The organism is Alteromonas sp. ABH4_457, assembly GCF_056160625.1.
In genome coordinates, this window is record NZ_JBSWXN010000001.1 from 489378 (window position 1) to 503825 (window position 14448).

The following is a 14448-nucleotide window of genomic DNA, read 5'->3' on the forward strand; positions in this document are numbered from 1 at the left end:
TGTTATCCTTTTGGGTATATTTTAAAACAGGTTAATAAAATTTTATCAATTATAAATCACTGATTTTCAACGGTTATATAGTATATTTTACTATCTTTGTTATATAAATTCTTCACATTGTATTTACACTGGAAAGTTTTTAGATTAAATTCTTAAACGATTAAGTTCGGTTGTGAAGAAGGTGGGAATAAGCTGCCCGTTAGAAAAGTGACCGGATTGTTAGCCTGTAAACACTCAAACACTCTCCCGGAGAAAACATGAACAAGCGTTATGCATTCAGTAGATTAGCGTTGGCTGTCAGCGCAGTCATAGCCAGTCCCGTTTTTGCTCAGGACAATACTGACGCTGAAACCCAGGATAAAGCCAAATACGAACAAATCGTTGTGACTGCAACCCCTGGTGGTGCCACCATGCAGGAAGCCAGCGTGTCGGTCAGTTCCTTTAACGAAGACGATATTGTAAAACTTGCGCCACGCTCTACTGCTGAAGTGTTCCGTGCTATTCCGGGGATCCGTGCTGAGTCTTCTGGTGGTGGCGGTAACGCGAACATCACTATCCGTGGTATTCCTCTGGCTACCGGCGGTTCCAAATTTCTGCAAATTCATGAAGATGGCTTACCGGTACTGGAATACGGTGATATCAACTTTGGTAATGCTGATAACTTCATCCGTTACGACTGGTCAGTGGCCAATGTAGAAGCGGTTCGCGGTGGCTCTGCGTCGACTTTCGCCAGTAACTCGCCGGGCGGTGTTATCAATATGATCAGCAACACCGGTGAAATCGGTGGTGGTGCTATCGGTACATCTTTTGGTGTGGACTACGATGAAATGCGCCTGGATTTCCGTTACGGCGGTGAAATCAGCGACGACCTGTATTATCACATTGCCGGCTTTGCCCGCGGCGGTGAAGGTACCCGTGACACCGGTTATCACGGTGATAAAGGCGGCCAGGTGAAGTTTAATATCACCAAGCTGCTGGATAACGGTCATATCCGTTTCTTCTACAAAAACCTGGATGACAAAGTTTCCACTTATCTGCCATCTCCGGTACTGGTTAAAGGTGACGGTGAGTACGGTCCTGTTCCCGGTTTTGATGCCAGTTCACAGGCCCTGAACTCAGTGTATAACACGAATATTTCTACTTTTGACAGCTACGGCAATCCGGAAAACCGTGACGTACGCGACGGTATTTCATCAGAAGTTAATTCATTCGGCGTGGAAGTAGACCTGGAAGTTGCGGACAATCTGTTCCTGTTAAACAAATTCCGTATTTCGGATGTTTCCGGTGGATTCATTGCACCTTTCACTGACGGTTTCCCTGCCGGCCCGGGCGATGTATCAAACTTCGCTGCTGCGCTTTGTTCCGGCGCGCTTGATGGCGAAGGTAATGCGCTGAACTGCGACAGCACCACGGTTACTCTGGCGAATGGTCCGGGTGCAGGTGAAGTGTATACCGGCGAAGCATTTACTAACTTACAGTTTGATGCCCGTCTCAATGACCTGGGTAACATGATTAACGATCTGAGCCTGCGTAAAGAGTTCGATAACGGCGTATCACTGACAGTAGGTTATTACTATTCAAATCAGGATATTGCGACGAGCTGGGCAAGCTGGCAAACCTTTATCCAGACGCTGGACGGTGACAACTCGCAGTTGCTGAATATTACAGATGCTGATGGTACTGAACTGGTATCCAACGGCCTGCTGTCAGCCAGCTTCCTGTCGTATGAGTGGGATCTGAACTATGTGACAACTGCACCCTACATGAACGTAGGCTTTGAACTGTCAGACAACATTCTTATTGATGCTTCAGTGCGTTACGACAGTGTTGATGCATCGGGTGAACTGATCAGCGCTTGCTGTGGCGGCAATGCCGATTACGACATTAACGGAAACGGTGTTATTGAACAGATTGAAGATGCGTCTGCGCAGAACAGCGGCTTCATCAGCGGCGGTGTGATTAACCTGAACCGCGCCGGTGCGTCATCGCAAATTGTTGACTACAGTGCCAATAACACTTCCTATTCACTGGGTGGTTCTTATTTACTGAGCGAAACGCAAACCCTGTTCGCCCGCTACTCGAAAGGTGGCCGTGCACTGGCAGACCGTCTGCTGCAAATTGGCGGCACACTGAATACTGATGGCAGCCTGACCAACACAACCTCCGGCTTCGATACAACGAAGCAACTTGAAATTGGTTATAAGTACGGCACCCGTGATCTGATGCTGAACGCTACGCTGTTCGACACAGTGACGGAAGATACTCAGGCTGAGGTGACCAGCGGTCTGACGTTCATGCGCGAATATGAAGCAACAGGTCTGGAATTTGAAGGACGCTGGAATGCAACTGATAACTTCGTGCTGTCCGGTAACCTCACATGGACAGATGCTGAAATCAGCAAAGACGCGAATGATGCAACGCTGGTGGGTAACACACCCCGTCGTCAGGCTGACTGGATCTGGACAATTACACCGGAATACGTTACTGATTTCTGGTCAGTGGGGGCATCTCTGCAAGGCTCTACCGAGTACTATGTTCAGGACAACAATGACCTGAAACAGGATGCTTATAACCTGGTGAATGTATTTGCCACTTACTGGGTTAATGACCAGTTCTCAGTTTCTCTGAACGTAAACAACGCCACTGATGAGTTTGTTATTACAGAATCTGAAGAAGGCTCTGCAGCAGTAGGCAGCTACATCCGTGCCCGCCCGCTGAACGGCCGCACTACTGTGGTATCTCTGAAGTACCTGTTCGACTGATTCACTCTCCCTGTGAAATAGCATTGCCCGCACCGGTTTCCGTTGCGGGCTTTTTTATTTCCGGTGTTGCCGGTATTTTCGGACAGAGGAGTGACCTTAAAGTCACCTTTACGCCCGCTTACCTTTGACCGGTGCGCACGCCACACATACCTGATCGCCATAGTAATTATTCTGATAATTACAGGTCATTGCCGGGGTGGATTGTGTTTTGTTTTTGCTTACCAGTTTTTGAATCATTTTAGCCATAATCTGCTCCTTGTTAAGTTGGGTACAGATTATGTGATTTTATAAAACGATTAAAATCTTAAATACTAATCGCTCTAATCGCTTTCTTGATGATTCTGCATCCCGGCCGGGCTATTCCTTATCAACAGTAAAAACCATATCCCGCCATTCATGGTTGGTTATTTCACGTTCTGTAAACGGGTAGAGGGTGAATCCGGTGACTTGCCGCTTTATATTCACCTGATATCGGATAAAGGCGTCACTGGCTGCGTTCTGGTTGTCCCAGCGGATCACAAATGTATGATCTTCAAAGGGCTCCAGTCTGCCGGTGAGAGTGGGCATTTTGTCAGATTTTATCCGCAGGGTGTCGCCTTCAGGGTAAACGGTCATCAGGCCAAACCATTCGTCGCTGAATTGTCCGGCGTAGGTGTTTTGCGGTAACAGCACTTTATTGCTGCCAGAGGGAGTCGTGTGTCTGGCCAGATATTTCTCTTCCTGCTCATCCTGATAAGCCCGGTATTCATCTATCCAGTTTCTTTTATCACTTTCAGGCAGGTAAGCTTTGAGGATGGTTTGCATGACAGCGCCGCGGGCACCGTAGTTGGAGCCGTTATTCAGTACTACCACACCCAGTTGTTGATCCGGTACGAAAGCCACATACGTCTGATAACCGGATAAGGTGCCGGTATGAGAGATTACCTTATGGCCGAAAATATCCATAAGCCGCCAGCCGAGACCATACGCCTTAAAATGCATGTGGTCCCATTCTTCGTCAGTGTCATCAACAGACAACAGGGTTTGCGGCGTCAGCATGGTGTTGTATGTATCTTCTGAGAGAATGGTTTCACCGCCGGCACTTTTACCTTCATCCAGCCACATCTGAACCCACTTCAGCATACCCGTCGCATTACAGCTGACGCCGCCGGCTGCAGCAGAGACAATGCCTTTTTCTGCCAGCTGGTTACGTGGAATGGGATAAATGCCTCTCTCATCGTTGTGGCCGTAACTGATGGCGCGGTTTTCGAGCACATAGCCCGGCACATCCCCACCAAAGCAGTCCATACCAAGGGGAGCAAATACACGGTTTTGTAGCCGGGATTCCCAGCTGTCTTCCGTCAGGTGCGCCACTATTTCCCCGGCTGTGATATACATTACATTGGAATAGGCGTATTCACTGCGAAAACTGTACTGAGGCGTCAGAAAGCGCAGGTTATGCACGATATCCTGACGGCTGAAGCCGGATGGCTCAGGCCACAACATACTGTCTCCGGCACCTGAACCCAAACCGCTGCGGTGGGTTAACAGATCGGTGATATCCATTTCGCGGCTGGCAAAAGGATCAGCCATCCTGAAACCGGGCAGCACGTCTTCTACCTTTGTGTGCCAGTTCAGTTTTTCTTCGTCTACCAGTTGTGCCACGGTGGTGGCTGTAAATGCTTTGCTGACAGAAGCCAGTCTGAACCAGGTGTCCGGTGTCACTGGCAGCCCTTGCTCTTTATTTCTGAGGCCATGTCCGGCGAGGTACACAACCTTGCCGTCTTTCACAATGCCCACGCTCATACCCGGGGTGTAAAATTCTGACAAAGCACGGTCAATGGTATCCGGCAGTGTTTTCAAATCAGATGGCAACTGGTTTACCGGTTGCGTATCAGCCGCAGCCTGAGCTGCAATGAGGGTGGCACATAAGCCGGAGAGAAAAAGCCTGCGCAAGTGGTGTACTCCTTTATCTTTTCACACCACTGTTGAAAATATTGAGAGGCTTGTCAACTGTCAGAGGTTCAGTGACACGGGGTGGCGGATCAACGACCCGGCGCTGCAGGGAACCGCTGAAGCAGATCTACGCCGACGGTTGATCCCATACCAGCTGTTTGAAGTGTTTGCGGCACATAGATTCATAACGGTCATTACCGCCAATCTCAACCTGATTACCGCCGGTGACAGGCTGGCCCTGTTCATCCATCCGCACCACAAATGTGGCTTTGCGACCGCAGTGACAGACTGTTTTCAGCTCAGTAAATTTATCAGCCCAGGCCAGCAGATAATGGCTGCCTTCGAAGGTTTCACCGAGAAAATCTGTACGGAGTCCGTAGGCCAGCACGGGAATATCCAGTTCGTCGACAATTTCTACCAGTTGCCTTACCTGAGCCTTAGTCAGAAACTGCGCTTCATCAATAAATACGCAGTCCAGCGGCTGGGCACGGTGAGCCTTAAATACCTGCCGGAACAAGTTATCTTCGTTACCGTATAAACTGGCGTCGGCCTGCAAACCAATTCTTGAGGTGACCTTACCCACATCATAGCGGTCATCGATTGCCGCTGTGAAAATCAGTACGTGCATACCCCGTTCACGGTAGTTGTAAGCAGACTGGAGCAGTGAGGTAGATTTCCCTGCATTCATTGCAGAGTAGTAAAAGTAAAGTTGAGCCATGTGATTATTATTGTTCTGTTTATAGCCGGCCGGTCAGTGTCTCTGCACGCTCAGGCCTGGCGAAGTAAAATCCTTGCAGGTAGTCTACACCCATCGCCTTAAGCCTTGTAGCCTGTTCTTCTGTTTCTACTCCTTCGGCAACGGTTTTACAGCCGAACTCGCCGGCAATCAGCAAGGTCGCACGGATAATCGGGCCGCCTGCTGAGTTAAGGTTATGAATAAACGACCGGTCAATTTTTATGTGATCAAAATGCAGGAGCTGAAGCTGACTCAGCGATGAAAAGCCGGTACCGAAATCGTCTATGGAAACGGCTACCCGGCGATTTTTTATGGCATTCACCTGCGCTGCAAGCTTTTGTTTATTGTCTGCGAATACAGATTCTGTAATTTCCAGATGCAACCTGGAAGGCGCAAGGCCCGTATGACTGAGTACTTCGTCGAGCTTGAGGATGAAGTTATCTTCCATAAGCTGAATCACTGATACGTTCACCGAAACAGCAACGTCAGGGTCTTTCCAGCCTGCTGCGGTTTCGCACGCTTTTGACAGCACCCATAATCCGATATCGTTGATAAGGCCCGAACGTTCAGCGACAGGAATAAAGTCTGCGGGAGAGACGGGGTCTCCGTTAAATTGCCACCGCAGCAGCGCCTCGTAAGACCACACACGGCCAGTACCGGCATCTACAATAGGTTGATAAACAAGGTGCAACTGGTCATTGATGATGACAGAACGAAGCCCGTCCCGTAACTGCATTTCTCTGCATACCGCATCATACACGTTGTCACTGAAAATGCCGGTATGGTTCACGCCGCGACGTTTCTCATGATACATGGTGATATCGGCACGCTGGATCAAAAGCTGTTCGTTGTCGCCGTGATCCGGAAAAATAGCAATACCTGTCGTGGCATCAAGATTGATGATATTTCTGTCTATAGCCATGCCCTGAGCAATACTGGCGCGGATATTTTTTGCCAGTTGCACTATTTTGCTGAGATTGCAGAACGTCGCAACAATAATGAATTCGTCGCCTCCCCACCGTGATAAACAATCGTCCGGTGCAAATTGGCGGAATCTCGAGGCGACAGAGACCAGTACCTGGTCACCGGTTTGATGGCCGAGACTGTCGTTCACCTGTTTAAAGCCGTCGAGATCAGTAAACAGGATAGCCAGCTTCTCTTCCCTTAAGGCGGCCTGTTTTAACTTGTCCCGCAGGGTATTTAAGAACGCCGCCCGGTTCATCAGGCCGGTGAGGGGGTCGCGGTTAGAAAGGCGCACAATATCTTCTGTGCGGGAATGCACTTCGGCTTCCAGTGTCGCGTTCATATTGTCCAGTTTCTGGTTACTAAGACGCAGAGCTTCGTTTACTCTTACCACTTCATTGCGCTCTTCTGCCATTTGTTCCACCAACGCCTGATTCTTTTCCCGTAAGCTGATGGTCTCCAGATAAAAGGCATTGGTTTTGCGGGAGGTGCCCAGCATGATGATGCAGAAGCCGAATCCAAGCAGACCCAGCATAAATAACTCTTTACGCGGATCTGTCAGTGCCATTACGGAAACCGGGATCAGCAACAGCGTGCAGTAAGTCCATACCAGCGGCCGGCTGGCACCGAGTACTGCCGCTGCACCGCCCGCCAGGGCTGACAGCACCACAACAGTGGTAGCCAGCTCCATAATATCCATCAGCGGGTACAGGGTAACGCAATAGAGCGCCCAGATGATGGCTGTCAGTGTGACACCAATGGCGAACCGGAAAAATGCGGGACGGGGAGATTTGTCTTTCTGCCTGAGGACTTTCATCCAGAAGATGGCATCAAGAAAGCGAAGCAGTAAAACAGACACCATGATCAACCAGAAGAGTCGTTTGACTGAATGGGTTTCCGGTGTATCGAACCCGAATGCCAGCGCACTGATGGCAGCGACAGAGATAATCATGCCGTTAAAGGCATTAGAGTGCAGCAGGTGCACAACATCCCTTAACGCGGCATCATTCAGTGTGGAGTGGTGGAATATGGGGCGCACTACTTAATCCTGTCAGCTGGACGGCCCTGTCACATTTTATATGTATTCACCGGGAGATGACGGAGAAGCGTACCGCCCGGGTAAACCGGAAAAGTTCCTGCTAAAAGGTATAGTGCAAAACCGGCAAAAAGCAATAAAAAAAGGTGACCGTAGTCACCTTTTAAATCAATGCTGTAGAGCAGTATTCAGAATATCAGGCAGCGTCTTTCTTCGCTGAAGAATCGCTTTTTTCCTGAGATAACGGCTCCAGGTCAAAGTTGAACTCGTCAACCCGGACAGCCAGCTTACGCTTCTCATTGTAATCGTGAAGCATTTCAGCTTCCTGAGCCGTTACAACACCGCGCTCCTGTAACTTATTCAGTGCGTTTTCAAACGACAGGAACGGGATGACCGGTTCCTTACGCAGCGCCTTCTGTACTTTACCTAACAGATGGGCTACAGCATGTTTCGCTTTAAACGCCTGCTCGTTGATGTCGTTACCGTCACCGGCAACAGGACGAACCAGGTGCGTCAGTTGTGCTTTGATGCTGTTATCCTGCATGGATGCCAGAGCCAGTTCACAGGACAGCTTATCGCTGATCCCGCTGACTGAATTGGTATATGTACAGGTCAGCAGGCGCATCAGACCACGGGTTGCTGTGTTCGGGAAGTTACCGATGAAATCAACCAGTGCCTGTTCAGCCTGTTGCAGCGTCCACTCCATAGCGTACTCGAAGTAAGGCTGTGCCAGTTTACGGTCTTCTACACGTTGCTCATAGAAGCGGATGGCTGCCATGGCGCCGTACAGATAACTCATTACATCACCCAGACGGGCTGACAGCAATTCTGCTTTTTTCAAATCACCGCCCAGTACCGCCAGCGATAAATCGGCCATAGGAGCCAGTTTTGCTGACAATGCATTAAGACGCTTCTCGTACTTTGTCACTTCCGGCAGTGCAGACTCTGCACCGCGCAGGAAGGGCAGGTAGCTCTTACCTAAGCTGCGGAACGCATTTTTCACACTGAAACTGACCGTTTTCTTCAATACTTTATTGAATTCGCCGTCTGCAGAGTGGTCGTCACTGTGAATAAGATCTACCATTTCTTTCAGGTATGGATGGCAACGCATTGCACCCTGGCCGAAGATCATCAGGTTACGGGTCAGAATGTTGGCACCTTCCACCGTAATGGCAATCGGTAATGAACTGTAGCCGCCGGATAACGTATTTTGCGGTCCGCGCTGAATGGCTTTACCCGCCAGGATATCCATTGCCGAGTTCATTACGTCACGACCCAGCTCAGTCATATGGTATTTGGCAATCGCAGTCACTACTGACGGCTTCAGGCCTAAACCCAAACCTTCTGTTGTCAGAACACGCATAGACTCCAGCAGGAATGTTTTACCGGCGATATCTGCCAGTTTGCCCTGAATACCTTCGAAACGGCCAATTGGCAGTCCGAATTGTTCACGTACAAAGCTGTATTCTGCAGACGCTTTTAGTGCCGCCTGACCTGTTGCCACGCCCATGGCCGGTAATGAAATACCACGACCTGCACCTAAGCAGCTCACCAGCATTTGCCAGCCGCGGCCGATGTTTTTCTGACCGCCGATGATGAAATCCATAGGAATAAATACATCATTACCACGGGTCGTACCGTTGTAGAAACGTTGTCCCATAGGATCGTGACGGTTACCCAGTTCTACGCCGGGGTGAGATTTTGGCAGCAGGGCACAGGTAATACCCAGCTCAAGTTTTTCACCCAGCAGTTGATCAGGGTCGAAAACTTTAAATGCGAGGCCCAGTACGGTAGCGATTGGCGCAAGCGTGATATAACGCTTGTCCCAGCTGACTTTCAGACCAATAACTTCTTTACCTTCCCATTCACCCTTCGTGACGATAGCTGCATCAGGAATGCCACCGGCATCTGAACCGGCTTCAGGGCTGGTCAGTGCAAAACAGGGAATGTCATCACCCACTGCAAGGCGGGGCAGATAGTAGTCCTGCTGCTCTTTTGTACCATAGTGCATCAGCAGTTCGCCCGGACCTAACGAGTTAGGCACCATAACGGTTACGGCAATAGCACCACTTTTCGCAGCGATAGTTGCAACGATGGTTGAGTTGGCGTAAGGACTGAATTCCAGACCACCAAATTTCTTCGGAATGATCATTGAGAAGAAACGGTGTTTCTTCAGGAACGCTAAAATCTCATCCGGAATGTGCTTACCATTTGCCAGCTCGAAATCATCGATTAATCCCAGCAACTCCTGCACAGGGCCGTCAATAAATGCCTGTTCATCGGCACTTAATTTCGCCTGTGGAATGGCACGCAGGGCTTGCATGTCTGGTTTGCCCTGATAGATAGAGGCTTCTAACCAGATATCACCGGCGTCCAATGCTTCCTGCTCTGTCACAGAAATAGGTGGAAGAACTTTTTTCAGGCTTTTTCGAATACTCATATTACTCATCCGCTCATCTGACCAGTTGTATTCTTCTAATACTACATGACATTTTCCAAAGATCAAATGTTATGTAAGCAGTCTGTTAAATGAGATACCTGAGCCAGTACGCGGGTTTATTTACCTGCTTGTTTTTCTGCTGTTTTTTTAAACATTAAATTTCTTTTTGGAAATCCTGCGTATAAGGGCAAATACTTACACTCTGTGCTTTTAGCAGATACACTGTGAAACAGAACAGATAAAAGGACATGACATTTTATGCAAACACTCCCGGCCTGGGCGCGGTGGTGCATGGAAAAACCGAAAACAGTCATAGCACTGTTTCTGCTGGCGTGCGTCATCACCGGTTTCGGAGCCGGTAATCTTTATTTCCGCGGAGACTATAAAGTTTTCTTTGAGCCTGATGATCCTCAGAAACTGGCTTATGAAGAAATGCAGAATGTTTTCAGCAAAAGCGAAAATGTTACCTTCCTCATTTTGCCGGACAGTGAAAACGTCTATCAGCCGGAAACCTTCGAACTTATTCATGCCCTCACAGAGGATGCCTGGCATATTCCCATGTCTAACCGGGTGGAATCACTGTCGAATTATCAGTATACCTTTGCCGATGAGGAAGGGCTGGTGGTGCAGGATCTTATTCGCAAAGGGCAAACGGATGAAGCCCATATCAGATGGGTGAGGGAAGTAATTGAACCCATCCAAAATTTACGCGGGCGGCTTATCTCCGACAACGAAGCGATGGCGGTGATCAATGTCACAATTCAGCTACCCGAAGGCGACCAGACTCCCAAGATAATGAAGATCGGGGCATTCGCCAGAGAGTTAAAAGAGAAATATGAAACCGCCTACCCGGACCACAAAATTTATCTGTCCGGGATTGTGACAATGAATGACGCATTCGCGCTGACAGCGCAGGATGATGCGTCAACCCTGATCCCGCTTATGTTTATCATCATTGCGGTGATGATTGCACTATTAACACGCTCAAAAGCAGCATCAGCAGTAGTGCTCGTGGTTGTTGGCGGCACGATTGTGCTGACGATGGGAATTGCCGGCTGGTGGGGAATTTTTCTGAGTCCCTCTACGGTCAATGTGCCGACCATGGTCACAACGCTTGCTGTCGCTGATTGCCTACACATTATTGTGACTTACCGGCAAAAAATTCAGCAGGGTCTGGCGAAGGAACAGGCACTGGCTGAAAGTATTGTGCTAAACCTCAAGGCGGTTTTACTTACCAGCGGTACCACAGCAATTGGCTTTTTAATGCTGAATTTTGCGGAAGTACCTATTTTATCTCACCTTGGAAATTTAACCGCCGTCGGGGTTGTACTGGCCTGTATTTTGTCTTTGACCGTGCTGCCGGCTATGCTCACTTTACTGCCAGCCCCCCGTGTTAAAGAGCAAAATGGCGACGACACACAGGTTAAAAAACTGGGTGGATGGGTTATCAGCAATCACCGCCGTATTCTGCCTTATTCGGTCATTGTTCTCACTGTGTCGCTGCTGTTCTGCCTGAATAACCGTCTGAACGATGTGGCGGTAGAGTACTTCGATTTATCATCACCGTTTCGTCAGTCCGTTGAAATCCAAAAGAAATATATGGGCGGCATGTCGAATATCGATTTTGCTGTTTATACCGGTGAGCCCTATGGCATCAATGACCCTGCGGTGATGAAAGAGGTGGATGCACTGGCCAAATGGTTGCGCTCGCAGCCGGAAGTCAAACATGTGCTGAGTTTTGCTGACATCATCAAGCGCCTTAACATGAATATGCATGATGATGATCCGGCATATTTTACCTTACCTGAATCTAAAGACCTCGCTGCACAGTACCTGTTACTGTACGAAATGTCCTTGCCATATGGTCTCGATCTTAATAACCAGATAGATATCGACAAGTCCGGTGTTCGCATTATTGCCGTGCTGGAAAACCTCGGAAGTGAGGAGTTCACCGAATTTGAGGCGCGGACCAAACGGTGGTTTGGTAAACTGGCACCAGAATTGCGTCTGGAAGCGGCCAGTCCAGCTTTGATGTTCGCGCACATCGGTGCCAGAAACATGGAAAGCATGGTGTGGGGCTCAGTGGCTGCGCTGGTGGTGATTTCACTGTTGATCACCCTTGCACTGCGGTCCTGGCGGCTGGGAATAGTCAGCCTGATGGCTAACTTAATGCCGGCTGGTGTGGGCTTTGGAATATGGGGCATGATGTCCGGCGAAATCAATATGGCGCTGTCAGTAGAACTGAGTATGACCATGGGGATTATCGTCGACGACTCTGTACATTTTCTGCTGAAATACCAGGCTGCAAGAAAAGATAATTTGAGCGTGCGGGATTCCGTGGAATACGCATTCCGCACCGTAGGCCGGGCCATGATCACCACAACAGTGGTGCTGGCTGCCGGCTTTGGTGTACTGCTGTTGTCTGATTTCCGCCTGAACTCAGACATGGGGTTAATGACAAACATTATCTTCATTGCAGCATTATTTATTGATTTACTCTTCCTGCCCTCATTCCTGATGTGGCTGGATAAAGATAAAAACAAAACAACGAGGGAAGCTACATGAGACAATTACGCAAGCTCTCTTTAGCGTCACTGGCACTGAGTGTGGTGCTGACGACTCCGGTTATTGCAGATGAAGCTTCTGAGAAAGAAGGCCTTCGTATTGCGACAGCGAGGAAAGATGTTAACCGTGGCTGGGAAAATACAGTTGCCAGTATTACCATGACCCTGCGCAATGCCCAGGGGCAGGAAGCCCAGCGGGAAATGCGGGTGAAAACGCTGGAAGTGCCTACCGACGGTGATAAGGCGCTGACAATATTTGATTCACCGCGGGATTTAAGCGGCACCGCATTTTTAAGCTTCAGTCATGTTGATGCACCGGACGAGCAGTGGATTTTTCTGCCGGCTGTGAAGCGTGTCCGCCGGATTTCAACCAGCAACAAATCCGGTCCGTTTCTGGGCAGCGAATATGCCTTTGAAGACATGACGTCCTTTGAAATCCCTAAGTTCTCTTACGACTTACTTCGTGAAGACAAGTATCAGGGGGACGATGTCTACGTACTCGAACAGACCCCTATGGACGAATATTCGGGCTATTCGAAACAAATTTTATGGATTGATAAAGAACATTACCGGCCCCGTAAGGTTGAGTTTTTCGACCGCAAGGGTGAAGCGCTTAAAGTACTCGAATTTGAAGATTACAAACTATTTGAGGGGGAGTTCTGGCGACCTCTGCGTAGTTTTATGTACAATCTGCAAACACAAAAATCTACCGAACTGGTTACACACAAACTGGAATTTGGCACAGAATTAGAGGAATCGGACTTTGACAGTAACAGTTTACGCCGGGCGCGCTAACCCCGTCAGACGTTTGTCACTTGTTGCCGCCGCACTGGGATTTTCTGCCGGTGCAATGGCTGATATGTCAGATATTGACATCAGTGGCTCAGCCGGTGTGGAAACCCGCTACTTTCTTCAGGATGCAGCGTATCCCGGGCAACCCCGCTCACAGGCTTCCGTGTTTTTAGAACCTGAAATGTACACGGAATGGAACGACGGCATCGACAGTATTCTGTTCAAGCCTTTTGCCCGTCTGGACCAGGAAGATGAGCAGCGCACACACTTTGATTTACGTGAATTAATGTGGATGCACGCAGCTGATAACTGGGAAACCCGTGTCGGCGTAAGCAAGGTATTCTGGGGACAAACGGAATCCATTCACCTGGTCGACATTATTAATCAGACCGACATGGTAGAAAACATCGACGGCGAAGATAAGCTTGGTCAGCCGATGATCAACCTTAACGTGTTCGGTGACTGGGGCACATTGTCCGGTTTTGTCCTGCCATACTTTCGTGAACGTACTTTCCCGGGTGAAGACGGCCGCTTACGTCCGCCTGTTGAAATTCGTGAAAATTCGGCGTTGTACGAATCTGATGATGAACAGAACCATGTGGATTTTGCACTGAGATGGCAACGTTCTCTGGGGGACTGGGAAATTGGTCTGTCTTATTTCGACGGTACAACCCGTGAACCTGAGTTGCTGCAGGCAACCGATGAAAACAGCACGCCGTTTATTCAGCCTTACTATGCGCAAATTGAACAGTACGGCGTGGATTTACTGAAAGTGCAGGGCGCCTGGTTGCTCAAGTTTGAAGGGATTTACCGCGCAGGACAAAGTGAAGATTTTGCCGCCGCAGTGGCAGGCTTTGAGCGCACCTCAGTGGGGGTTTTCGGTACCTCTTATGATCTGGGTGTGCTGATGGAATATCAGTACGACGAGCGTGAAGATAATTTCTTCGCCACCGGTCAGAACGACCTGATGCTGGGACTACGCTGGGTGTGGAATGATATCGACGGTACAGAAATCTTATCCGGCTTCATTCAGGATCTGGATGAAAGCGATACTTACAGTGCTTTTGTTGAAGCTTCAAGCCGAATGACTGACAACTGGCGCTGGAAGATGGACGCTTACTTCTTCTCTTCCGATCAAACCGACGACACGTTTTACTACATGCGCCGTGACGACCACGTACAGGTAGCGCTGGAATATTATTTCTAAGGAAAGGAATTGC

At 49.1% G+C, this 14448-nt stretch carries 9 protein-coding genes; 4 read left to right on the plus strand and 5 right to left on the minus strand.

The features are described 5' to 3' along the window. The first annotated feature begins 257 nt into the window (after nt 1-257). Nucleotides 258-2762, plus strand: coding sequence for a TonB-dependent receptor domain-containing protein (locus ACXAGR_RS02035; RefSeq protein ID WP_474847811.1), 2505 nt, complete (start codon nt 258-260; stop codon nt 2760-2762). A gap of 108 nt (nt 2763-2870) precedes the next feature. On the opposite strand, the gene ACXAGR_RS02040 is transcribed toward ACXAGR_RS02035, so the two are convergent. From ACXAGR_RS02040 to ACXAGR_RS02060, 5 genes are all read right to left on the minus strand, one after another. Further along, complete coding sequence (locus ACXAGR_RS02040) at nt 2871-3008, minus strand: hypothetical protein (protein WP_474847813.1); 138 nt, start codon at nt 3006-3008, stop codon at nt 2871-2873. A gap of 111 nt (nt 3009-3119) precedes the next feature. After that, nucleotides 3120-4697, minus strand: coding sequence for a serine hydrolase (locus tag ACXAGR_RS02045; protein ID WP_474847815.1), 1578 nt, complete (start codon nt 4695-4697; stop codon nt 3120-3122). Between the two features lie 127 nt (nt 4698-4824). Beyond that, on the minus strand, nt 4825-5415 hold the full coding sequence (locus ACXAGR_RS02050; RefSeq protein WP_119502075.1) for a thymidine kinase: 591 nt from the start codon (nt 5413-5415) through the stop codon (nt 4825-4827). A gap of 19 nt (nt 5416-5434) precedes the next feature. Then, a complete protein-coding gene (locus ACXAGR_RS02055) occupies nt 5435-7435 on the minus strand; it encodes a putative bifunctional diguanylate cyclase/phosphodiesterase (RefSeq protein WP_474847817.1) in 2001 nt (666 codons plus the stop codon). A 193-nt stretch (nt 7436-7628) separates the two neighbouring features. After that, nucleotides 7629-9872: an acyl-CoA dehydrogenase gene (locus ACXAGR_RS02060; RefSeq protein WP_474842711.1), complete on the minus strand. Its 2244-nt coding sequence runs from the start codon at nt 9870-9872 to the stop codon at nt 7629-7631. Between the two features lie 291 nt (nt 9873-10163). Here ACXAGR_RS02060 and ACXAGR_RS02065 point away from each other — a divergent pair, with 291 nt between their 5' ends. Genes ACXAGR_RS02065 through ACXAGR_RS02075 form a run of 3 tightly spaced genes read left to right on the plus strand, consistent with a single transcriptional unit; the run spans nt 10164 to nt 14435 of the window. Beyond that, entirely contained in the window at nt 10164-12437 is a 2274-nt protein-coding gene (locus ACXAGR_RS02065) for an efflux RND transporter permease subunit (protein WP_474847819.1), read from the plus strand. Then, nucleotides 12434-13231 (plus strand): outer membrane lipoprotein-sorting protein, encoded by a 798-nt coding sequence (locus ACXAGR_RS02070; protein ID WP_303572986.1) that lies wholly within the window; start codon nt 12434-12436, stop codon nt 13229-13231. Before ACXAGR_RS02065 ends, ACXAGR_RS02070 begins: the two co-directional genes overlap by 4 nt. After that, on the plus strand, nt 13200-14435 hold the full coding sequence (locus ACXAGR_RS02075) for a hypothetical protein (protein WP_232373379.1): 1236 nt from the start codon (nt 13200-13202) through the stop codon (nt 14433-14435). Before ACXAGR_RS02070 ends, ACXAGR_RS02075 begins: the two co-directional genes overlap by 32 nt. The last annotated feature ends 13 nt before the right edge of the window (nt 14436-14448 follow it).

Excerpts from the sequence above, each read along its gene's own strand:
- ACXAGR_RS02035 (WP_474847811.1), top strand. The coding sequence starts at position 258 with ATGAACAAGCGTTATGCATTCAGTAGATTAGCGTTGGCTGTCAGCGCA.
- ACXAGR_RS02040 (WP_474847813.1), bottom strand. The coding sequence starts at position 3,008 with ATGGCTAAAATGATTCAAAAACTGGTAAGCAAAAACAAAACACAATCC.
- ACXAGR_RS02050 (WP_119502075.1), bottom strand. The coding sequence starts at position 5,415 with ATGGCTCAACTTTACTTTTACTACTCTGCAATGAATGCAGGGAAATCT.
- ACXAGR_RS02060 (WP_474842711.1), bottom strand. The coding sequence starts at position 9,872 with ATGAGTATTCGAAAAAGCCTGAAAAAAGTTCTTCCACCTATTTCTGTG.
- ACXAGR_RS02065 (WP_474847819.1), top strand. The coding sequence starts at position 10,164 with ATGGAAAAACCGAAAACAGTCATAGCACTGTTTCTGCTGGCGTGCGTC.
- ACXAGR_RS02070 (WP_303572986.1), top strand. The coding sequence starts at position 12,434 with ATGAGACAATTACGCAAGCTCTCTTTAGCGTCACTGGCACTGAGTGTG.